Source organism: Paenimyroides ummariense (genome assembly GCF_900115115.1).
In the GTDB taxonomy this organism is placed as follows: Bacteria; Bacteroidota; Bacteroidia; order Flavobacteriales; family Flavobacteriaceae; genus Flavobacterium; species Flavobacterium ummariense.
Genome location: NZ_FOVI01000001.1, coordinates 204,462 through 225,590 on the forward strand (window position 1 = coordinate 204,462; position 21,129 = coordinate 225,590).

General features: G+C 34.8%; 23 protein-coding genes. 11 read left to right on the forward strand and 12 right to left on the reverse strand.

Going from position 1 to position 21,129, the window contains the following annotated elements; translation table 11 throughout:
- Nucleotides 1-48 precede the first annotated feature (48 nt).
- From BM253_RS01065 to hemA, 3 genes are read right to left on the reverse strand one after another with little or no spacing between them, the layout of a single operon-like run.
- The gene (locus BM253_RS01065; RefSeq protein WP_091517699.1) at nt 49-723 is read right to left on the reverse strand and encodes a uroporphyrinogen-III synthase; all 675 of its coding nucleotides are present in this window, start codon (nt 721-723) and stop codon (nt 49-51) included.
- A gap of 1 nt (nt 724) precedes the next feature.
- Nucleotides 725-1,648, reverse strand: a complete 924-nt coding sequence (gene hemC / locus BM253_RS01070; RefSeq protein ID WP_091517702.1) for a hydroxymethylbilane synthase — start codon at nt 1,646-1,648, stop codon at nt 725-727.
- Nucleotides 1,641-2,900 (reverse strand): glutamyl-tRNA reductase, encoded by a 1,260-nt coding sequence (gene hemA, locus BM253_RS01075; protein ID WP_091517705.1) that lies wholly within the window; start codon nt 2,898-2,900, stop codon nt 1,641-1,643. The genes hemC and hemA overlap by 8 nt, the downstream gene beginning before the upstream one ends.
- Before the next feature lie 232 nt (nt 2,901-3,132).
- Between hemA and BM253_RS01080 the strand changes: the two genes are divergently transcribed.
- From BM253_RS01080 to BM253_RS01105, 6 genes are all read left to right on the forward strand, one after another.
- Nucleotides 3,133-4,002, forward strand: a complete 870-nt coding sequence (locus tag BM253_RS01080) for a helix-turn-helix domain-containing protein (RefSeq protein WP_091517708.1) — start codon at nt 3,133-3,135, stop codon at nt 4,000-4,002.
- Nucleotides 4,003-4,015: 13 nt separating this feature from the next.
- Nucleotides 4,016-5,032 carry a ferrochelatase gene (gene hemH, locus BM253_RS01085; RefSeq protein WP_091517711.1) on the forward strand — a complete coding sequence of 339 codons (1,017 nt, stop codon included), beginning with the start codon at nt 4,016-4,018 and terminating at the stop codon, nt 5,030-5,032.
- A gap of 3 nt (nt 5,033-5,035) precedes the next feature.
- Nucleotides 5,036-5,569 (forward strand): CopD family protein, encoded by a 534-nt coding sequence (locus BM253_RS01090; protein WP_091517714.1) that lies wholly within the window; start codon nt 5,036-5,038, stop codon nt 5,567-5,569.
- Nucleotides 5,570-5,575: 6 nt separating this feature from the next.
- Entirely contained in the window at nt 5,576-7,048 is a 1,473-nt protein-coding gene (locus BM253_RS01095) for a sensor histidine kinase (RefSeq protein WP_245758421.1), read from the forward strand.
- Between the two features lie 11 nt (nt 7,049-7,059).
- Nucleotides 7,060-7,842, forward strand: a complete 783-nt coding sequence (locus tag BM253_RS01100; protein WP_091517717.1) for an enoyl-CoA hydratase/isomerase family protein — start codon at nt 7,060-7,062, stop codon at nt 7,840-7,842.
- 88 nt (nt 7,843-7,930) lie between these two features.
- Nucleotides 7,931-8,374, forward strand: a complete 444-nt coding sequence (locus BM253_RS01105; RefSeq protein WP_091517719.1) for a hypothetical protein — start codon at nt 7,931-7,933, stop codon at nt 8,372-8,374.
- A gap of 126 nt (nt 8,375-8,500) precedes the next feature.
- Here the strand turns inward: BM253_RS01105 and BM253_RS01110 are convergent, their stop codons facing one another.
- From BM253_RS01110 to BM253_RS01125, 4 genes are all read right to left on the reverse strand, one after another.
- Nucleotides 8,501-8,968, reverse strand: a complete 468-nt coding sequence (locus BM253_RS01110) for a hypothetical protein (protein ID WP_091517722.1) — start codon at nt 8,966-8,968, stop codon at nt 8,501-8,503.
- Nucleotides 8,969-9,149: 181 nt separating this feature from the next.
- Complete coding sequence (locus tag BM253_RS01115; protein WP_091517725.1) at nt 9,150-9,395, reverse strand: hypothetical protein; 246 nt, start codon at nt 9,393-9,395, stop codon at nt 9,150-9,152.
- Between the two features lie 2 nt (nt 9,396-9,397).
- Nucleotides 9,398-10,084 (reverse strand): monofunctional biosynthetic peptidoglycan transglycosylase, encoded by a 687-nt coding sequence (gene mtgA, locus BM253_RS01120; RefSeq protein ID WP_091517727.1) that lies wholly within the window; start codon nt 10,082-10,084, stop codon nt 9,398-9,400.
- A 33-nt stretch (nt 10,085-10,117) separates the two neighbouring features.
- Nucleotides 10,118-10,804: a DedA family protein gene (locus BM253_RS01125; protein WP_091517730.1), complete on the reverse strand. Its 687-nt coding sequence runs from the start codon at nt 10,802-10,804 to the stop codon at nt 10,118-10,120.
- Between the two features lie 150 nt (nt 10,805-10,954).
- On the opposite strand from BM253_RS01125, the gene BM253_RS01130 reads away from it, so the two are divergent.
- The gene (locus tag BM253_RS01130; RefSeq protein WP_091517733.1) at nt 10,955-12,859 is read left to right on the forward strand and encodes a S9 family peptidase; all 1,905 of its coding nucleotides are present in this window, start codon (nt 10,955-10,957) and stop codon (nt 12,857-12,859) included.
- Nucleotides 12,860-12,910: 51 nt separating this feature from the next.
- On the opposite strand, the gene BM253_RS01135 is transcribed toward BM253_RS01130, so the two are convergent.
- Nucleotides 12,911-14,077 (reverse strand): MFS transporter, encoded by a 1,167-nt coding sequence (locus BM253_RS01135; protein ID WP_091517736.1) that lies wholly within the window; start codon nt 14,075-14,077, stop codon nt 12,911-12,913.
- A 135-nt stretch (nt 14,078-14,212) separates the two neighbouring features.
- Between BM253_RS01135 and BM253_RS01140 the strand changes: the two genes are divergently transcribed.
- Nucleotides 14,213-15,406, forward strand: a complete 1,194-nt coding sequence (locus BM253_RS01140; RefSeq protein WP_091517739.1) for a C1 family peptidase — start codon at nt 14,213-14,215, stop codon at nt 15,404-15,406.
- Between the two features lie 71 nt (nt 15,407-15,477).
- Complete coding sequence (locus BM253_RS01145; protein WP_091517742.1) at nt 15,478-16,428, forward strand: mechanosensitive ion channel family protein; 951 nt, start codon at nt 15,478-15,480, stop codon at nt 16,426-16,428.
- Nucleotides 16,429-16,464: 36 nt separating this feature from the next.
- Here BM253_RS01145 and BM253_RS01150 read toward each other — a convergent pair whose 3' ends face one another.
- The 4 genes from BM253_RS01150 to BM253_RS01165 all read right to left on the reverse strand — a co-directional run bounded on the left by BM253_RS01150 (nt 16,465) and on the right by BM253_RS01165 (nt 19,504).
- Complete coding sequence (locus tag BM253_RS01150; protein WP_091517745.1) at nt 16,465-17,109, reverse strand: HD domain-containing protein; 645 nt, start codon at nt 17,107-17,109, stop codon at nt 16,465-16,467.
- 130 nt (nt 17,110-17,239) lie between these two features.
- A complete protein-coding gene (locus BM253_RS01155; protein ID WP_091517747.1) occupies nt 17,240-18,244 on the reverse strand; it encodes an acyl-ACP desaturase in 1,005 nt (334 codons plus the stop codon).
- A 31-nt stretch (nt 18,245-18,275) separates the two neighbouring features.
- Entirely contained in the window at nt 18,276-19,007 is a 732-nt protein-coding gene (locus BM253_RS01160) for a lysophospholipid acyltransferase family protein (RefSeq protein ID WP_091517748.1), read from the reverse strand.
- An 86-nt stretch (nt 19,008-19,093) separates the two neighbouring features.
- Nucleotides 19,094-19,504: a BrxA/BrxB family bacilliredoxin gene (locus BM253_RS01165; RefSeq protein WP_091517749.1), complete on the reverse strand. Its 411-nt coding sequence runs from the start codon at nt 19,502-19,504 to the stop codon at nt 19,094-19,096.
- 356 nt (nt 19,505-19,860) lie between these two features.
- Between BM253_RS01165 and BM253_RS01170 the strand changes: the two genes are divergently transcribed.
- Nucleotides 19,861-20,757 (forward strand): S66 peptidase family protein, encoded by an 897-nt coding sequence (locus BM253_RS01170; protein WP_091517752.1) that lies wholly within the window; start codon nt 19,861-19,863, stop codon nt 20,755-20,757.
- Nucleotide 20,758: 1 nt separating this feature from the next.
- Complete coding sequence (locus BM253_RS01175) at nt 20,759-21,115, forward strand: YraN family protein (RefSeq protein WP_091517754.1); 357 nt, start codon at nt 20,759-20,761, stop codon at nt 21,113-21,115.
- Nucleotides 21,116-21,129: the final 14 nt, after the last annotated feature.

A 21,129-nucleotide genomic window follows, 5' to 3' on the forward strand; every position in this document is an offset into this window, starting at 1 on the left:
ATGCTTCAAGCCAAATTGTTTATATTAATTTTGCTTATGGCATTCTGCCTAAAGCTTATTGCTATAGTAATTAATGCACTGAATAATTACATTTTCTACCGTTTGCTTGTTGGCAATTACAATATTGTTCGTAATTCCGTTTAAAGCCGCAGCAGTTGTAGTACCAATGCAGAAACAGGTTTGATTTTTTATGGTGTTTTGTTGCAGATAACTGTGAATTCCCGATGGACTAAAAAACAGCAATGCATCAGTTTCTGCTTGAATTTCTATTGAATTTGTAGTATTTCGATACACTATGTATTCTTCAAAAGAAATATTGGCTTTTTGCATGGCATTTGGTAAAACATCTCGTCTTAAATTTCCTGCAAAAAAGGCAATTTGTTCCAAGTGATATTTCTGTTGAATTATCGGTGCTAAATCTTCTGCGTATTCTTGAACTTCCAGCACATTAAATCCATTTTCCTGTAATAATTGTTTGGTTTTTGAACCTACACAAACAGCGGGAATTTGCTTTAAAGTTTCGATATTTTCATTCTGCAATACACTTTTTACAGCATTTTGAGATGTAAAAAGCAATAAAGTTGGAATGGTTTTTAACTGAAAAGGAACAAATATAATTTTGATAAAATCTGCTTCGATTACCGAAAAACCTGCATTTAGCAAAAATTGTTTTTGATTGCTATTGAGTCTTTTGGTTGATAATATGCAGATTTTTGGTTTCATTTTACTTTTTCAATTGAGATCGAAGTTCTATCATTAATACAGAACCGCCGTTTTCCAAAATTTCTTTTGCTGCGAAAAAACCTAATTTTTTCCATTCGTTAATGGGAACATTCTTTTCAATTTCGAATTTCTGTTTTCCGTCTATCGAAAGTAAATTTCCTTTAAAAATAATGGTATCTTCCTCTTCATTATAACTTGCCAGAGCACCAATTGGTGCAGTACAACCGCCTTCTAATGTGCGTAAAAACTGTCGTTCTATATGTGTACAAATTTCGGTTTCAATATCGTTTAATTGTGCAACGGCATCTAAAACATAATTATCGTTTTCCATTGCAACAACCATCATTGCACCTTGCGCTGGAGCGGGAACCATCCAATCTAAATTAATAAACTCGGTTGGTTTTAAATTGATTCGCTCCAAACCGGCGGCAGCAAAAATAGCTGCATTCCACGAATTATCTTTCAGTTTTTGCAGACGCGTATTCACGTTTCCACGTAAATCTTCTACTGTATGTTTCGGATATTTGTTTAACCACTGCGCTTTTCTGCGTAACGATCCGCTGGCAATTGTTCCGTTGGTCTCCAAAAAATCGGTAGATCCTTTGTGAACCAAAATGTCATGCACGTTTCCGCGCTTTAAAACGGCAGCCTGCACAATACTTTGCGGTAAAGCTGTTGGTACGTCTTTCATGGAATGCACCGCAATATCAACCTTGCCGGCAATCATGGCAACATCGAGCGTTTTAGTAAATATTCCGGTAATTCCTAACTCGTATAAAGGTTTGTCTAAAATAATATCCCCATCAGCCTTTACAGCTATAATTTCTGTTTTATAGCCTAAATTATTCAGTTGTTTTGATACGGTATTGGCTTGCCAAAGCGCTAATTCGCTGTCGCGGGTTCCAATTCTGATTATTTTATTCATTTGTGAGTGTTTCTATTTGAAAAACTTTTTCGATCCATTCAATACTTTCATCAACTTCGGTGGTTTCATTTTTTAAATGATTGGCAAAGTGTGTAGTAATTTTTTGAATAAGACGCGTGGTGATTAAATTCGCGTGATCTTCGTCAAAGTTTTGTATTTTCTTTTTGTGGTATTTTAATTCGGTTTCTTTAATTTCTTCCAATTTTGCTTTTAGCGCGTGAATTGTCGGTGCAAATTTTCTGGCTTGTGTCCAAGTAATGAATTCATGCTTCACCTCATCTATAATAGCCATTGCCTGCGGCACATATTCTTTGCGTTTTGCTAAGGTATCATCGGTCATTTGAGACAATTGATCTAAATGAACCAAGGTAACATCGGCAACATCCAACACATTTTCATTCACGTTTTTTGGTATCGATAAATCTAAAATCAACAATGATTTTTTAAGATTCAGCAATTCTTTGTCAATGGTTGGATTTTGCGCCCCGGTTGCTACAATCAGCACATCGGTATTTTGAATTTCGGCTTGTAAATCGGCATAATCTTTAACGATTAAATTGAATTTACCCGCAATTTTCTGTGCTTTGTCTTTGGTGCGATTTATTAAAGTAATTTGATTATTTTTTGTATGCTTCACAAGGTTTTCACAGGTATTTCTACCTATTTTCCCTGTTCCGAAAAGCAGGATATTTTTCTCTTTAATATCTGCTACATTATTTAAGATGTAATGAACCGAAGCGAATGATACCGAAGTTGCACCGGTACTGATCTCGGTTTCGTTTTTAATGCGCTTGCTTGCCTGAATAACCGAATTTACCAATCGTTCAAAATAATTGTTGGTCAATCCTTTTTCGCGGGCTGCAATAAAACCGGTTTTAACCTGACTTATAATTTCAAAATCGCCTAAAATCTGACTATCCATTCCTGTTCCAACCTTAAAAAGATGCGAAACAGCTTCGTTATTTTTGTGCACGTAAGCTACACGCTGAAAATCTTCTACCGTACCGTTACTGTGTTTGCACAATAAAGAAATTAATTGAAATGGATGTTCTGCAAAACCATACAGTTCGGTTCTGTTACAGGTAGAAATAGCCATTAAAGACGGAATTCCTTCCAAACGGGCATCGTCCAGCAAATTCGATTTCGCCTGGTCGCTTAAACTGAATTTACCACGCGTTTCCGCATCGGCTTTCTTGTAATTTAATCCCACCACATAAAAATGCGACGGTTTTATATTGTTGTTGTTCTTCATTATTTAGTTTCACTAATAAAGCTTCACAAATTTAAAAGCAATAGTTTAATTAAAATAACGCTGTAAGGACTAATTATATCGCAAAGTTACATTTTGATTTTTTGTTGCGTTATTTTTTCAAAAAAGCCTTATATTTGCTGACGTTAATGATTTTTACTGAATTAATATTTAGAACAATTCTAAATAGATTGATTGCTAAATTTTAATTCATTCAAAAAACAAAAACAACGCTATGAGAACTCAAGAAGATGTTATTTTAGAAGATGATTTTATTTGCATTCGCTTAAAAAACGAATCTGACAATGTGCAGGTTATCACAAAAGATTTAAGTAACGAGGTTATGCAGTTTCACTTTATTTTAAAAGGGAAAGGAACGTTTGTTTTTAACAGCGGCGCTTACACCATACCGGTTAACGAAGAAAACAGTTTAACGCTTTACAATCCGCAGCGTGGCTTGCCTATTCATTTGGAAGTTCAACCGAGTTCGTGGATCATTTCTGTGATTATATCGATAAAAAAATTTCATAATCTTTTTTCGACCGAAGCCGAGTTTATTCCTTTTTTAAACAAAGATGCGATCGACAGGAAACATTATGCACAAACAAACATTACCCCTTCCATGTCGGTTGTTTTGTATCAAATAATGAACTTCAATCTGCATTCATCGGTCAAAAAACTGTATTATAAGGCCAAAGTTTACGAATTATTGAGTCTTCTTTTTAATAAACCCGAAGGAACCGACGATGAAAGTTGCCCGTTTAAAACCGATGAAGAAGAAACTATGAAAATTAAACATGCCAAAGACATTTTGTTGAAAAATATGGCAGAACCTCCTACTCTTCAGGAATTAGCAGATGAAATTGGTTTGAACATCAAAAAATTAAAACAAGGTTTTAAGCAGGTTTATGGCGATACAGTTTACGGATTTTTGTTTGATTATAAAATGGAATATGCCCGTAAATTGTTAGACAGCGGCACTTATAATGTAAACGAAGTGGGTAACCGCATTGGCTACAGCACTGCAAGCCACTTTATTGCAGCATTTAAAAAGAAATTTGGCACTACGCCTAAAAAATATTTAATGTCTTTAGTGACAAATTAATACCACACAAAACATGAAAGGAGTTTTATTAGTTAATTTAGGATCGCCCGAAAGTCCAACACCAAAAGACGTAAAGCCTTATTTAGATGAATTTTTAATGGATAAATATGTGATCGATGTTACATATTTACTGCGTGCTTTATTGGTCCGCGGAATCATTTTAAGAAAACGTCCTGAACAATCGGCTCACGCTTATGCACAAATTTGGACAGACGAAGGTTCACCTTTGATTGTGTTCTCTAAAAGAATGCACGAAAAAGTGAAAAACCAAGTGGATATTCCCGTTGCTTTAGCTATGCGCTATGGAACAATGACTATTGAAAAAGGGCTGCAGGAATTAAAAGATCAAGGTGTAACCGATGTAATGTTGTTGGCTTTATATCCGCAGTATGCTATGGCATCAACTACTACAATCTGGGCATTGGCAGACGAATTGGTTGCTACTAAATTTCCTGAAATAACGTTGACCAAAGTTCCTGCATTTTACAACAAACCCGATTTTATTCAGGCATTGGCAAATTCTATAAAAAAACATTTGGAAGGATTTGATTATGACCATTTGCTGTTTTCATATCACGGAATTCCAAAACGCCATATTCGTAAAACCGATGTAACCAAATCGCATTGTAAAATCAATGGATCGTGTTGTACTACACCATCGCCTGCACACGAGTTCTGTTACCGCCACCAATGTTTTGAAACCACCAAACAAGTGGTTAAACTATTGGGAATTCCCGAAGGAAAATACAGTCAAACCTTTCAATCAAGATTAGCCGGCGACAAATGGTTAACACCTTATACCGATGTTGAAATTAACAACATGCCTGCCAAAGGAATTAAGAAATTAGCTGTTGTAACACCTGCTTTTGTTGCCGATTGCTTAGAAACATTAGAGGAAATTGCTATGCGTGCCAACGAAGATTTTAAAGCAAATGGTGGCGAAGAATTTTTTGCTGTTCCGTGTTTGAACGATGAAGACGAATGGTGTAACGTGGTTGCAAATTGGGTAAAAGATTGGTCTAAAAACTAATTTATGTATTTATACTTAAAGGCGTTACATATTATTTTTGTTGTTTGCTGGTTTGCCGGACTTTTTTACATTGTACGTTTGTTTGTGTATTATGCCGAAGCTCAGTTAAAATCGGATATTGAAAAGGAAATTCTTTCAAATCAATACCGGATAATGACTAACAGATTGTGGTACATTATTACTTTTCCGGCTGCCGTATTGGCAACTATTTTTGGCGTGTGGATGTTGGTGGAAAATCCTGCACTTTTGCAAATGCCCTGGATGCACGTTAAATTGCTTTTCGTACTGCTTTTATGGCTGTATCATTTTAAATGTCAGCAGTTTGTAAAACAGATCAAAAACAAAAACCTTACAAAAAACAGTTCTTTTTTCAGAATTTGGAACGAAGGTGCCACAATTATACTTTTTTCAGTAGTATTTTTAGTAATTTTAAAAAGTGCCATTAACTGGATTTTTGGCGTAGCCGGTATTTTTGTATTGGCACTATTGTTAACTTTAGGCTTTAAATTCTATAAGAAAATACGCGAGAAAAATTAGGCATTTATGGCAAAACCATTCAACATACAAAGCACATCGTTACGTGTAAGAATTTTCATTGCCATGATTTTTCTTACCATTGTATCGTCGGTTTTAATTGCCATGGTTACCATTTATCAGTTTAAAAAAGAAGCGCGAAATTACCATCAGGATCGATTGATTAGAAAGGAAGATGCCGTAAACGAGCATTTAAACTTTATTCTGCAAACCACGGATATTCCTGTGACGACAGAAAATTTACCATTGATTTTTAAGGATAAAATTTTCGAACTCTCCAGCATTCACAACATACAGATCAACATTTACGATTTAAAGGGAAATCTTTTAATAACATCGAAAGGAAATTTTATTGTCGATAAAATAAACAACGAAGTTATATCTCCCAATATTCTGAAAATAATTGAAACCACAAGTACCAAACGCTTTATTGATTTACGAATTATAGACGGCGTAACATACCGTTCTGCCTACAACTACATAAAAGACAACCAGTTTAAACCGCTAGGAATTATTAGCATGCCAGTTGCCGAAGAAACATCGTTTTATGACGCGCAGGTAAACAGTTTTTTAATACTTTTTGCACAGATTTATATTTTTGTAATTATTCTGGCAATTATTCTCGCGTTTATTTTATCAAGCTACATTACCAAAACCATTCAATTAATTAGCGATCGTATCCAAAAAACAAATATTAACCGCCGAAACGAAAAAATTAAGGTAGAAAACGCTTCGTACGAAATTGAAGCCTTAATAAATTCGTACAACCAAATGGTTGATAAGTTAGAAGAATCGGCAGAAAAACTGGCTCAAAGTCAGCGCGAAATGGCGTGGCGCGAAATGGCGAAACAGGTGGCGCATGAGATTAAAAATCCGTTAACGCCAATGAAATTATCCGTTCAAAGTTTTCAACGAAAATTCAATCCGGAAGATCCAAACGTAAACGGAAAGATAAAAGACTTTTGCGAAACCATGGTGCAGCAAATTGATACCATGAGTGCGGTTGCATCGGCTTTTTCAAACTTTGCATCGATGCCTGCTCAAGAAAATACCACGTTGAATGTTGTTAAGGTGGTGCAATTGGCTTTGGATATTTTTAACGAAGATTTTATCAATTTTGAATCAACCGAAGACGAAATCATTGCTATATTTGATCAATCGCAAATTATCCGAATCATAAACAATCTGGTTAAAAATGCTATTGAAGGAATTCCGAATTATGAACCCTTTCCACGAATTTCAGTCAAAGTTAAAAGAGAAGGTCAATCGGTATTAATCACTGTTTCCGACAATGGATCTGGGATTCCTGAAGATATTAAAGATAAAATTTTCGAACCTAAATTCACAACAAAAACAAGCGGAATGGGACTTGGCTTGGCAATGATTAAAAACATGATCGAGAGCTACGGCGGAAGCATCCGTTTTGAATCGGTTTTGAATAAAGGAACAACGTTTTACGTAAAACTACCAATTAGTAACTAAAAAATAAAAATATGTCGTTTGAAAACATTTTAGTAAAAAAAAATAATGCTGTAGCTACTATTACAATTAACCGCCCAACAAAATTAAACGCTTTAAACAAGGCAACTATCGAGGAATTGCACAATGCTTTTAAAGAATGCGAAAGCGATAACGAAGTGCGTGCCATCATTGTAACGGGATCGGGCGAAAAAGCGTTTGTTGCAGGTGCTGATATTTCGGAATTTGCAAGTTTTAATGTATCGGAAGGATCTGAATTAGCAAGAAAAGGACAAGAATTATTGTTTGATTTTGTAGAGAATTTACAAACGCCGGTAATTGCTGCCGTAAACGGATTTGCTTTAGGCGGTGGGTTAGAATTGGCAATGGCGGCACACATACGTATTGCAAGCAACAACGCTAAGATGGGCTTACCAGAAGTTACCTTAGGCGTGATTCCTGGTTACGGCGGAACGCAGCGTTTACCGCAGCTTATTGGTAAAGGGCGTGCTAATGAATTAATTATGACCGCACAAATGATTGACGCTCCAACGGCTTTATCATACGGATTGATTAACCACATGGTTTCGCAACCTGAATTGTTAGATAAAGCGACCGAATTAGCATTGAAAATTGCTAAAAACTCGCCAACGGCTATTTCGCAAGCAATTAAAGCGGTGAACGCTAATTTTAAAGACGGAATTAATGGTTTTAATACAGAAATTGATCGTTTTGGATATTGCTTTGGAACTGCCGATTTTAAAGAAGGAACCACCGCTTTTTTAGAAAAACGTAAAGCCGAGTTTAAAGGGAATTAGAAGGATATTTTTCAATCAATTATTAATATTGCTTTTCATAAAATAAATTAGTTATTTTTATATAATTGATTTAAAAACACATAACTATATGAAAAACTTTATTTTAATTGCAACACTTTCTATTTTCTTAACAAATTGTAAAGGAGATGATAACGTGATAGCTGCTGAAAATGAAATTTTTGAAATTTTAGCTGCTGGCGCTTTTGCTGGTGATAACATTACAACAACCTCACAAAACAGCGTGATAACAGCACAATCTGATTGGAATAGTTTAGTAAGTTTACTTGCCACAGAGCATCATGATTTAAGTGGTACAACAATAAACTTTAATCAAGAAAACATAGTATTTGTGAGAGACGAACCTCGTCCTGATGGAAAATATGCTATTGTAGTTGATAAAGTATTATATACATCAACCGAAGTACAGTTTTATATTAACAAGATTGTTAACAATGCTGGACATCATATGCCTATACAACCATTTTGTATCGCTAAAATTTCTAAAACTAATTTACCTGTAAATTTTTATTAGAAATTTGAAGTTATCGACAAGCTTGAACTGACGAGAAAATATTATCAAACTGATCAATTCTAAAAGATATAAAAAACAAAAATCCTGTATTGCAAAATACAGGATTTTTTTATAAAACTAAAATAATTAGTTATTGGTTTTCATTTTATCTAAGGTTTTGTTGTAACCTTCTTCTACATCTTTACCTACTTTTTTAGCTTTTTCGCCCACTTTATCAGCACCTTCTTCTACTTTTTCTGCAGCGTTGTTAATACCGTCTTTTACATCGTTAGCGGCGTTGTTTACACCTGCTTTTAACTTGTCCCAAGAAGTTTTAGCCTCGTCACGAACCTTTACAGCTGCTGCTTCGGCTTTTTTATCGCCTTTTTCTACGGCAGCTTTCACATCAGCTTCGGCTTTTTCATAACGAACTTCCGCAGCATCAATTTCTGCTTGTACCGCAGGATCAACAGTTGTTTCTTCGGTAGTAACCGTTGTAGATTCTGTGGTTAATGTATCAACCGTAGTTTCAGTTGTTGTAGTTGTTTCTTTTTTACAAGCCGTTACCGATAACAATCCGGCAGCAACAGCCATTAATAACATGTTCTTTTTCATAGTTCTAAATTTTAATTAATAATATAATTTTATTTGTACATAACAAAAAACAAACCAAAGACTTTTGATTTCAGTCCTCACAGGTTTTAAAAACCTGTGAGGACTTCTCGAAAACTTAAAGAATTATCATTTTAAGTTGTGTACTAAAAGTAAAGTTACAAAAAAATTAATAGATGATAATTTATAACATAGTTACCAAATATTTAATAAAAAACAGTAAGGAAATAAGAATAATAATAATTCCGAGTATGCCTTTGGTAAAATAACCAACGTAGGTTACATTTAAAAGTCCTTTACGTATTTTTTCATCTTTAGTTTTGGGTTCTTCTCTGTCATTATTTTTTAAGTATTTCGAAAAATATCCAAAAATTAATAATATAAGTCCAAAAGCAAGTCCGATCAATCCTTTTTTTAAATCTTCATTCATTATTATTCCGAATAGTTTGGACTATTATAAAAATTCATCTGACGCTTAATAGCATTCTTTCTTCTTTCGATATATCTCGAACCGTTTTTAGCTTTGTAAACTCTCGGATTTGGAAGAATGGCAGCAATAGCAGCAGCTTCGGTTTTTGTAAGATTTTTTGCAGATTTATTAAACCAGTGTTGTGATGCCGCTTCGATTCCGTAAATTCCGTTGCCCATTTCAATCGAGTTCAAATAAACTTCCATGATTCGTTCTTTGCCCCAGACAACTTCAATCAAAACCGTAAAATACGCTTCCAATCCTTTTCGTAAGTAACTTCTGCCCGGCCAAAGAAAAACATTCTTGGCAGTTTGCTGGCTAATGGTGCTTCCGCCCTTAACCTTCTTTCCTTTTTGATTGTTCTTATACGCTTTTTCGATCGCCTTTACATCGAAACCATTGTGCGTAGTAAACTTTCCGTCTTCACTGGCAATAACCGCTTTTTGAATCGATGTTCCCATTTCATCAATCGAAACCCAATCGTGTTTCCAAACAACTTTATCGTTGCTACCAATTTGTTCAAAAGTTCGTATAAACATCAGCGGCGTAAACGGCACGGGTACAAACTTAAAAAGGAGAACCAAACCAATACTGATCCCGAAAAAATACAGGATTAATTTACCTATGAATTTAAAAATTTTCTTCACCATAATGCATAAAAAAAGGGATGTAAATATACTCCCTTATTTTTTATTTTTTGCTCTTTTATTATTTATCAGTTTAACAACAAATGGTACCGTTGTGATGATGATGATTACCAGAATGATGTATTCTATATAATGTGTAAGATCAAAGCCGTAGCTGTCTAACAAAAATCGATACAGATAATGACCTGCAAAGATCAGCGAAAATGCCCATGCAATAGAACTTACAATGTTATAGAACAAAAACTTTTTGAATTCCATATTGGCAACACCTGCGATAATTGGCGTAAACGTACGAACAACCGGTAAAAAACGTGCAAAAATAATGGCACGACCACCGTGTTTTTCAAAAAAAGCTTTCGATTCTAACAGATATTTCTTTTTAAATAAAAATCCGTCTTCTTTCTGATACAAATAGTTTCCGCTTTTAGATCCAAACCAGTATCCAAACAAATTACCAACGATTCCTGCCACAGCAACTAACGATGCCACGCCTAAAACATTTAAAAAATCGCTTTCAATTACAACAATTTCGCTCATTAAAGCTTTGCTGTAAATTCCCGATAAAAACAATAAGCTGTCACCCGGTAAAAAGAAGCCTGCCAACAAACCCGTTTCGGCAAATACAATGAATAAAACAACGTATAAACCAATTTTATGACCGGCAATTTCTAAATTTATGTAGAATTCAGGATTGATTAAGTCGCCCCAGTTAAAATCTTCCATTCTAAATTAATTGTGTAGTATTTTTTCGTTCGTGAAATTAGTCATAATTTTTCATTTTTCGATCCTTCAAAAAACATAAAACAAAACTTTAAGGAATTTTTATCATTTAATATTTCGTAAATTTAGCCGCAACTAAAAATAGGTGTAAAAATGAAACGTATTTTATTAGCTACTTTATCGGTAATTGCGCTGCAGGCCAGTGCACAAGATAAGGTAATGACAAAAGAATTACTTTGGCAGTTAGGGCGCGTAAACCCGGTTGGCATCACAGAAAAAGGCGATTTTTTAATTTATAAGGTTGGAATTCCGAATGTGGATAAAAACACGGTGGAATACAAAACATATCAGGTAACCGTTGACGGAAAACGCATCAAAGAACTTGAAAATACTGATGGTTTGATTAAAGACCGAAACCTTTCACCCGACGGAAAATTTAAATTATCTGCCGAAGAAGTTAAGGTAAATAAAGTTTTAGGAAAAGACAGGTATCCTGAATTGAAAGAATCGAATGTGTATGTGTACGATGGTTTAGATTACCGCCATTGGGACAAAGATAACGACGGATCTTTCAGCCACGTTTTTGTTACGAACTTGGAAACCAATGAAAAAACTGATCTATTAAAAGATGAACCTTATTATAGTCCGCAGGCACCTTTTGGTGGCGAAGAAGATTATATCTGGCATCCAAGCGGAAAATCGGTTATTTATGTATCAAAAAAGAAAGCAGGAACAGCTTATGCTACAAGTACGAATACCGATTTGTATGAATATCATTTAGATACCAAGCAAACCGTTAATTTAACCGAAAAGAATTTAGGTTACGATACGCACCCAACTTTTTCACCAAACGGCGATTTAACATGGCTGCAAATGAAAAACGATGGTTATGAAGCCGATAAAAACGATATTATTGTGCGTCACAAAGGCATTGATATTAATTTAACCGCTGGTTGGGACGGAACGGTAAACAGCTATGTTTGGAGCAACGACGGTAAAAAAGTCTATTTTATTGCTCCGATTGATGGAACTACGCAGTTGTTTGAAGTGAACTTTCCGGGTGTGACGAGAATTGCCGTGCAGGTAAAACAATTAACCAACGGTATTTTTGATGTTGCCAGTATTGTAGGCTTTGTAAAAGATAAAGTTTTGGTTACCCGTACCGATTTTAATACGGCTTCTGAAGTTTATTCGTACGATTTAAAGAAAAAAACGTGGAACCAGATTACACATGTAAATGATGCTGCGTATAGTAAAATTGCAAAAAGCAAGGTTGAAAAACGTTACGTAACTACAACCGATGGTAAAAAAATGTTGGTTTGGGTTATTCTTCCTCCAAATTTCGATGCTAACAAAAAATACCCTACGTTGTTATATTGCCAAGGCGGACCACAGTCTATCGTATCGCCTTTTTATTCGTTCCGATGGAATTTCCAGTTAATGGCAGCAGAAGGTTATGTGATTGTAGCACCAAACCGCAGAGGTTTACCTGGTTTCGGAGTGGAATGGAACGAAGCTATTTCTAAAGATTGGGGCGGACAGGCAATGAACGATTACCTTTCGGCTATCGACGATGTTTCTAAAGAAAAATATGTAGATACCGCTCGTCGTGGTGCAGTTGGTGCAAGTTACGGCGGCTATTCGGTTTACTATTTGGCAGGAATTCACCAAAACCGTTTTAAGAGTTTTATTGCTCATTGCGGTGTTTTCAACTTACACAGCATGTACGGAACTACCGAAGAAACTTTTTTCCCTAACTGGGATGCAGGCGGTGCGTATTGGGATACCGAAACCAATAAAGATGCTGCAAAAACCTATTACCAGCACAACCCAATTTTATTGGTTAAAAACTGGAACACACCTATTTTGATTTTCCATGGCGGTAAAGATTACCGCGTGCCAATTGGTCAAGGTCAGGAAGCATTTGCAGCTGCACAATTACAAGGCATTAAAAGTAGATTTGTTTATTTACCCGATGAAAACCACTGGGTGCTTAAACCACAAAATGCGATGGTTTGGCAAACCGAGTTTTTTAAATGGTTAAAAGAAACGTTGTAATAAGAAAAAAAAACCTTCAATTAATATTGAAGGTTTTTTTATAAACATACACTATCTTTCTACTTTTTTATACAACGAAATGTGAGCTAATAATGCAAAAACAGTGAATATTACACCTATACAACAAACACCTGCCCATCCATAATGCTCCCAAGCAATAGCTCCTAAAAGTGTTCCTAATGATCCACCTAAAAAATACGATACCATATAAACTGTGTTTAAACGATTGGTTGCCTTAATATTTATTGCAAAAAACACGCTTTGGTTCATAATGTGGCTCGACTGTAGTCCAAAATCAATCAGTATAAAACCCACTATCAATCCCCAATAAGTATAGCCTGCAAAATAGGTAAACATCCAGCTTAACAATATAATTAAAAGAGAGACACTTATAATTGTATTTTTAGAAACATAACGTGTAAACCTGCCCACTGAAGCTGCAGCAACAGCGCCTACTGCTCCCACCAAACCAAACATTCCCGCAACACTTGCGTCTGCTAAAAAAGGAGCTTCTTCTAAATGAAAAACCAAAGTAGTAAAAATTGCCGATAAAGCTCCACGCAAGGATGCTAATTGTAATACAGGTTCTGTTTTAGCAAAATGAGCAACCGATTTTAGTAGTGAAATATAACTTCCTTTAAAGTGAGGATATGTTTGTGGCAACAACAAATAAATAAAAATTGTTGTAAGTATCATTAACCCCAAAGCAATGTAAAACATAAACCGCCAACCAAAATAATCACCAACTATACCACTAATCATTCTTGATGCTAAAATACCTATTAACAAGCCAGACATAACCATGCCGATATTTTGTGTACGGGTATTTTCGGTAGAAAGTTCGGCAACCATGGGTATAAAAAGCTGCGGAACAACCGAAACTACTCCTAAAGCAAAACTAACCACATACAATAACATCAAGTTAGTAACTGTAGCTATAGTTAGCAAAAAAAGCATAGTAAGAAACATGCTGAATAAAATCAACTTTTTACGTGCTATTTTATCTCCTAAGGGAATTATTAAAAACAAACCTAAGGCATAACCCATTTGTGTAAGCATTGCTATTTTAACTGCTTTACTTTCTGTAATGTCAAAATCTTTTGCAATTAAACCTAACAAAGGTTGGTTGTAATAAATATTCGCAACAATTAAACCTGTACTAATTGTAAGAAACCATAATATGGGTTTGGTAAGTATATTTTGTTCTTTAATTTCCATAAAAAAATCCAAAAAGTAAAGTTAGTGCAAAACAAAAATTACTACTATGTTTTTCAAAAAAATTAAACATTTCATTTAGTTATGTAACAAATTGCATAAATTCGTACTTACTATTAAAAATATTCAAATAACAATATGTTTCGTTTAAAATTAAAACCATTATTTGCGGCGGTATTAATTGCTTTAGCTGCAACTTCAAATGTATCGGCACAAGACGATTTAATGAATAAGGTAAAGGCAAACCAAAGTGCCAACAGTAAAGATCATTTTACGTTTACCGATGTAATTAACTTAGAAAACACTTCGGTTAAAGATCAAGGTTCATCTGGAACTTGTTGGTCTTATTCAGGAAATTCATTCATTGAATCTGAAATGATTCGCATGGGTAAAAAACCTGTTGAATTAGCTCAAATCTTCACAGCTCGTAACGCGTATATCGAAAAAGGTAAAATGTATGTAAAAATGCATGGTGCAGTTACGTTGGGCGAAGGTGGTGCTTTTCACGATGTTATGAACATGTACAAAAAATACGGTACGGTTCCAAGATCGGCTTATTCGGGCTTACAAGAAGGGCAAACACGTAACAACTTCTCTGAAATGAGCAAAATTACCGAATCTGTTTTGGCATCGGTTATTAAAAACGATAAATTATCAGAAAACTGGTTAACTGCTTACACAGCTGTTATTGACACCTATTTAGGTACTGCTCCTAAAGAATTTACATACGAAGGTAAAAAATACACGCCTAAAACATTTGCAGACCAAGTGGTTGGGATCAACCCAGATGATTATGTAGAAGTTTCTTCGTTTACAGAATATCCATACTATTCAAAATTCACTTTGTTGGTTCCTGACAACTGGGCTTTTGATCAAGTTTGGAATGTGAAACAAGATGAATTAGTAGAAATTGTTGACAACGCTTTGAAAAACGGTTATACTGTTGCTTGGGGTGGCGATGTTTCTGAAAAAGGATTTAGCTGGAAAAATGGTATAGCTTACATTCCTGAAATTGATTTTGCACAAATGACTGCAGAACAAAAAGCAGATATGTTCAACGGACCAAAACCAGAGAAAAAAGTTACCGATGCAGACCGCCAAAAAGCGTTTGACAATTACGAAACTACCGATGATCACGGAATGCACATTGTGGGTATTGCGAAAGATCAAAACGGTAAAGAGTATTATATTGTTAAAAACTCTTGGGGATTATCTAACGATTACAAAGGATACATGTACATGACTAAAGAATTTATGAAGTACAAAGCAACCGATGTAATGGTTCACAAAAATGCTTTACCAAAAGCAATTGCTAAAAAATTAGCGATCTAAAAAACATAAATATTTTATAAAGAGAGATGTGATAAACATCTCTTTTTTATTTTTGTAAAAAAATTGAGAACATGAAAAAAGATTCATTAGTTACCGTTGTAAAAGAAACTCCATCGTTAACTACAGAAAAAGAAAAATTATTAAACGTCGTTAATCCAGAAAATGTTAAAGAAGGTGTTGTAGGTTCTGTAACAAAAATTTCCGATTATTTTGAATTATTAGTCGTTAAGTTTATTGATGCTATTCCGTCAATAATTGCTGCAATATTAGTTTTAATCATTGGATTATTCATTATACGAACAGTTTTAAAACTTGTAAAAAAACGATTTGAAAAACGCAATGTTGATCTTTCCTTACGGGGTTTCTTACTATCAATCATTAAATTTGTTTTGTATGCTTTATTGATTTTATCGGTAGCAGGAAATCTTGGTTTTCAAACAACCGCGATTTTAGGAGCATTATCAGGTTTAGTCTTGGCAGCAGGTTTGGCTTTGCAAGGATCATTATCGAATTTTGCAGGTGGTGTGTTGATTTTATTATTCCGTCCGTTTGAAGTAGGCGATTACATAGAAAACTCTGCCGGAACCGATGGAACCGTAGAAAAAATCGATCTATTATACACCACTTTAAACAACGCACAAGGAATAAAAGTTTTTAGTCCGAATGGAGCTTTGGCAAATTCTGTAATCAGAAATTTCTCGAAGATATCAAAACGCAGAATTGAATTTGCTTTAACCGTAAGCTATGCAGATAACATTCAAAAAGTACAACAGGCAATAGAAAGCAAACTAGCTACCGACAGCCGAGTTTTACAAGATCCAAAACCAGAGATTTTTGTAAAAGAATTAGCCGCAAGTGGTGTTGTCTTAACCGTTCGTGTTTGGGCTGCAAAAGCAGATTTTGGTTCGTTAAACTTTGAAATACAAGACGAAATTAAAAATGCCATTTACGAAGGCGGATTCAGCAATCCTTTTGCTGCATCACCTATTCGTGTTATTAACGAAACACCTGAAAAGAAATAACAATAAGCTCCTTAAATTTTAAGGAGCTATTTATTCTTACGCTTTTCCTTCCCATTCGTTATAAAACTGTTCTAAAAAACCTTCCATATATTGGTGACGGTTTTCTGCGATTTTTTTACCGGTTTCGGTATTCATTAAATCTTTAAGCAGCAATAATTTTTCGTAGAAATGATTAATGGTTGTTCCTTTATGATTCTTGTATTCTTCTTTGGTCATTTTTAATTTTGGCTGAATTTCCGGGTCATACAACCCATTGTTTTTGTATCCGCCGTAATTAAAAGTCCGGGCAATACCAATGGCGCCAATAGCATCTAAACGATCTGCATCTTGAACAATATCTAATTCTTTAGAATGAAACGTTTTGTTGAAATTTCCACCTTTAAAAGAAATGTTTTCGATGATTTTTACAACATGATCTTTAACCTCATCAATAATATCAATAGATGTCATAAATTCCATTGCTTTTTTAGGACCAATTGTTTCATTGCCGTTATGGAATTTACTGTCGGCGATATCGTGCAACAAAGCTCCTAAAACAACAACTTGTTCATTTGCTTCTTCGGTTTTTAAAAGATTCAACGCATTGTTATATACACGTTGAATATGAAACCAGTCGTGACCGGTTTCGGCACCTTCTAATTCTTTCTTAACAAAATTTATGGTTTGATCTATGTAATTCATTTTAGTATTTTAATTAGACTATATTTTCATTGAAAAGTCTCGACTTCGCTCGAACTGACGAATTGCGGGTTAACACGTGACACACGATTTACCAAAGATTAAAAAAGCCGATATTTCTATCGGCTTTATATTATTTTACAATTGCTGGTGTCACCCATTTAAAAACGTGCGATTCGTCTGAAATCTTCATACGCTCAGCTAATTTTGCCATACGGTCTGGTAATTTCATCAGGTAATCTCTCGCTTTTTCTGCTTCATCGGTCAAATTAGTAATTTTATCGATTTCCCAACGTTTAATCAGCTTGTTTAAAATATCTACGTAATCCATAGATGTGTAAACACCGATACGCTGTGCCGATTCTGAAAAATTATGGAATGCATCGCCAATCGCTCCGCCCGATTCACGAATTAAATTTGCCGGCATAGTAATTTTTTTCTTCATCATGTAATGAAAAGCTTTCATCATTTCCGAAGGATCTACCTGAAAAATTCGCTCAACAAACTCTGAATACGCATGATGGTGACGCATTTCATCGCCCGCAATCAACTTACAAATCTTTGATAGTTTATGATCCCCATGCTTTTTAGCCAACTGTGCCACTCGGTTGTGCGATACATACGTTGCCAATTCCTGAAAACTGGTAAACACAAAGTTTTTATACGGATCGCGGTCTGTTCCCGGGTCAAAACCATCGTTAATTAAATATTGAGTGGTAACTTCTACCTCGCGCATGTTTACACGCCCAGATAAGTACAGATATTTGTTTAAAAGATCACCATGACGGTTTTCTTCACCCGTCCAGTGACGAATCCATTTTGCCCATCCGTTTCCACTACCATCTTCGCCTCCCATTTGGTCAACACCTTCTACATCCATCAACCAAGATTCATACGTTGGTAACGCTTCTTCGGTAATGGTATCGCCTACTAAAACCACCCAGAAATCGTAAGGTAATTCTTTTGCATAAGCTTGTAGTTCACGAACTTCTTCTAAAAAGTTTTCGTTGCGTGAATCGGGTAACATATCTGAAGGCTGCCAGATCTTTTCTACAGGAATTAAATAATTCTGCACAAAAGTATCTATGTTCTTTTCCAAGAACTGCATTACTTCTAATCGAACATTTTGAATAGACATTTTTACTGTTTTTTGTACAACTTGCGTTGTGTTATTTTATGGAAGAAACGATTGCTTCTTCGGTTTTTTGGAATAAGGTGGCAAAATCGTAGTCTGAAACTTTCATTGCTTCGTGTACTTCTAATGTTATTGCGCTTCCTAATCCCATTGGAAACATTCCGAAACGAAACATTTTCCAAGAATTATTTATTGTTAAAGGCACCAAATAAGCATCGGGTGCAAATTTGCAAAGCATTTTTACGCCGTTTTCTGAAAAGCGTTTTGGAGCACCGTTTTTAGATCGTGTTCCTTCGGGAAAAATTACTGCAGAACGGTTGTGTTTCTGTATGTATTCGCCCAAACCTTTAATGGCAGGTAGTGCTTGTTTTGGATCGTTACGATCTATTAAAACCGATCCGCCGTGTTTTAAATTATACGAAACACTTGGTATACCCTTACCTAATTCTTTTTTACTTACAAATTTTGGATGTGTTTTTCGTAAAAACCAGATCATTGAAACAATATCAAACATTGATTGGTGGTTTGATACATAAATAATTGGTTTGTTTACAGGTAATTTTTCAAGCCCTTTTACTGCAAAAGTTGTCCCTAAAACATTGGCACTGCGCATTAGAAACCATTGTAGTATAACAACGCTGCGTGTATGTGCCTGGTATCCAAATAAATTCAAACAAATCCATTGTATCGGATGAAAAATTAATAAGCTTAAGCTTAAGAACAAATAATATACAATACTTAACGGATAAGATAAAATTTTGTGCACTTTTCGTAATTTATGTTCAAATATACGACAAATAAAAAAATCTACCGAAATTCGATAGATTTTTATATATTTTTTCAGTTAAAAGATTAACAATGTTCGTTGTAAGCTTCTTTTAGGTTTTCTGAAATAATTTCTGCCGGATGGCCTTCGATATGATGACGCTCTAACATGTGCACCAATTCTCCGTTTTTGAACAATGCCATAGATGGTGATGATGGTGGAAATGGAAACATTTTTTCGCGTGCTGTATCAACCGCTTCTTTGTTTACACCTGCAAAAACCGTTACAATATTTTCTGGTTTTTTACCGTTGTTTAAACTCATAATTGCGCCCGGACGTGCATTTCTCGCCGCACAACCACAAACCGAATTTACAACTACTAATGTTGTTCCTTCTTTTGATAAAGCGTTTTCAACTTCTTCTGATGTATATAATGCTTCAAAACCTGCCGAAGTTAATTCAGCCTGCATTGGTTTTACTATTTCTTCTGGATACATGATCTGTTAAATTAAAATTTCTACAAATTTAATCATTTTTTGGTTATGGTTAAATAGACCAAAACTTAAAGAAATGTTATTTATTGTTTGACATTTTCATTAATCTTTATATTCTGCAAGGTTTTAAAAACCTTGTAGATATGTAATTTGCACATATATTATACCTACAAGGTCTAAAAAAGACCTTGCAGGATAACAAACAACAATATGCTAATGATATTTAAGTTAATAAGATCTATTTCAGGTTTTACATAATTTATCATCATTCAAAAAAATCTGTGAAATATGTCGTAAAATAAAACCAACATAGTTTTCTAAATATCAATTAAAAACTATTTTTGTTTAAAATTATCATCATGAAAATTCCCGCATATTTACAAAAAGGCGATACCGTAGCAATGGTTTGTACCGCAAGAAGTTTTACCAGAGATGAAGCTCAAGAAGCCGTTTCACTTTTTGAATCGTGGGGATTGAACATTGTTTTTGGATCCACTATTGACATTAACGCGAATCAATTAGGTGGAACCGACGAACAACGAACAGATGATTTACAGCGTATGATGGATGACGATTCTATTAAAGCCATTTGGATTGCGCGCGGTGGTTACGGAACCGTTCGAATCATTGATAAACTCGATTTTTCTAAATTCGTAAAAAATCCAAAATGGGTCATTGGCTTTAGCGACATTACCGTTTTACACAGCCATATTCACAATTTGGGCATCGCCACTTTGCACGCCATTATGCCGTATTCTGTACCAAAAGCGTTGAACGAAGCTAAAGAAACATTGCGTCAGGCTTTATTTAATGAAGATTATCAAATTGAAATTCCATCGAATTCAAGTAATAAAACCGGCAATGCAGAAGGTTTGCTTGTTGGCGGAAATTTATCGATTATTTATAGTTTGTTAGGATCGAAATCATCCATCAACACAAAAAATAAAATATTGTATTTGGAAGATTTAGATGAATATTTGTATCATATCGACCGAATGTTTTACAACTTAAAACGCAATGGTTATTTCGATGATTTAAATGGATTGATTATTGGCGGAATGACCGATATGCACGACAACCAGATTCCTTTTGGATATGATGTTAAGCAGATTGTTTTGGATCTTTGCAAAGAATACAATTTCCCAATTTGTTTTGATTTTCCTGCGGGTCACATTCCTGATAATCGTGCTTTAAATTTGGGAACAAAAGTTTCGTTAAACATCAATAACGAATCTACATCTCTAAAATATATTTAAAATGGCAACGCATAACGATACTGGAAAACAAGGCGAACAATTGGCTAAAGAATTTTTAGTAGCCAACAATTATGTTATTCTTGAAACGAATTATCGTTACAAAAAAGCCGAAATAGATATTATCGCTGCTAAAGAAAATATTTTAGCAATTATCGAAGTCAAAACCAGAACATCGACTCATTTTGGCGAGCCCGAAAGCTTTGTGAACAACAAAAAAATCAAACTTATTTTAGAAGCTACCAATGCGTACATCATAGAAAAAGATTTGGATTTAGAGGTAAGTCTGGATATTATTTCGGTTGTTATAGGTAAAGAAAACGAGATAAATCACATACCAAACGCGTATTATTTCTTTTAACTGCTAAATTATTT

Excerpts from the sequence above, each read along its gene's own strand:
- BM253_RS01065 (WP_091517699.1), bottom strand. The coding sequence starts at position 723 with ATGAAACCAAAAATCTGCATATTATCAACCAAAAGACTCAATAGCAAT.
- hemC (WP_091517702.1), bottom strand. The coding sequence starts at position 1,648 with ATGAATAAAATAATCAGAATTGGAACCCGCGACAGCGAATTAGCGCTT.
- hemA (WP_091517705.1), bottom strand. The coding sequence starts at position 2,900 with ATGAAGAACAACAACAATATAAAACCGTCGCATTTTTATGTGGTGGGA.
- BM253_RS01080 (WP_091517708.1), top strand. The coding sequence starts at position 3,133 with ATGAGAACTCAAGAAGATGTTATTTTAGAAGATGATTTTATTTGCATT.
- hemH (WP_091517711.1), top strand. The coding sequence starts at position 4,016 with ATGAAAGGAGTTTTATTAGTTAATTTAGGATCGCCCGAAAGTCCAACA.
- BM253_RS01090 (WP_091517714.1), top strand. The coding sequence starts at position 5,036 with ATGTATTTATACTTAAAGGCGTTACATATTATTTTTGTTGTTTGCTGG.
- BM253_RS01095 (WP_245758421.1), top strand. The coding sequence starts at position 5,576 with ATGGCAAAACCATTCAACATACAAAGCACATCGTTACGTGTAAGAATT.
- BM253_RS01100 (WP_091517717.1), top strand. The coding sequence starts at position 7,060 with ATGTCGTTTGAAAACATTTTAGTAAAAAAAAATAATGCTGTAGCTACT.
- BM253_RS01105 (WP_091517719.1), top strand. The coding sequence starts at position 7,931 with ATGAAAAACTTTATTTTAATTGCAACACTTTCTATTTTCTTAACAAAT.
- BM253_RS01110 (WP_091517722.1), bottom strand. The coding sequence starts at position 8,968 with ATGAAAAAGAACATGTTATTAATGGCTGTTGCTGCCGGATTGTTATCG.
- BM253_RS01115 (WP_091517725.1), bottom strand. The coding sequence starts at position 9,395 with ATGAATGAAGATTTAAAAAAAGGATTGATCGGACTTGCTTTTGGACTT.
- mtgA (WP_091517727.1), bottom strand. The coding sequence starts at position 10,084 with ATGGTGAAGAAAATTTTTAAATTCATAGGTAAATTAATCCTGTATTTT.
- BM253_RS01125 (WP_091517730.1), bottom strand. The coding sequence starts at position 10,804 with ATGGAAGATTTTAACTGGGGCGACTTAATCAATCCTGAATTCTACATA.
- BM253_RS01130 (WP_091517733.1), top strand. The coding sequence starts at position 10,955 with ATGAAACGTATTTTATTAGCTACTTTATCGGTAATTGCGCTGCAGGCC.
- BM253_RS01135 (WP_091517736.1), bottom strand. The coding sequence starts at position 14,077 with ATGGAAATTAAAGAACAAAATATACTTACCAAACCCATATTATGGTTT.
- BM253_RS01140 (WP_091517739.1), top strand. The coding sequence starts at position 14,213 with ATGTTTCGTTTAAAATTAAAACCATTATTTGCGGCGGTATTAATTGCT.
- BM253_RS01145 (WP_091517742.1), top strand. The coding sequence starts at position 15,478 with ATGAAAAAAGATTCATTAGTTACCGTTGTAAAAGAAACTCCATCGTTA.
- BM253_RS01150 (WP_091517745.1), bottom strand. The coding sequence starts at position 17,109 with ATGAATTACATAGATCAAACCATAAATTTTGTTAAGAAAGAATTAGAA.
- BM253_RS01155 (WP_091517747.1), bottom strand. The coding sequence starts at position 18,244 with ATGTCTATTCAAAATGTTCGATTAGAAGTAATGCAGTTCTTGGAAAAG.
- BM253_RS01165 (WP_091517749.1), bottom strand. The coding sequence starts at position 19,504 with ATGTATCCAGAAGAAATAGTAAAACCAATGCAGGCTGAATTAACTTCG.
- BM253_RS01170 (WP_091517752.1), top strand. The coding sequence starts at position 19,861 with ATGAAAATTCCCGCATATTTACAAAAAGGCGATACCGTAGCAATGGTT.
- BM253_RS01175 (WP_091517754.1), top strand. The coding sequence starts at position 20,759 with ATGGCAACGCATAACGATACTGGAAAACAAGGCGAACAATTGGCTAAA.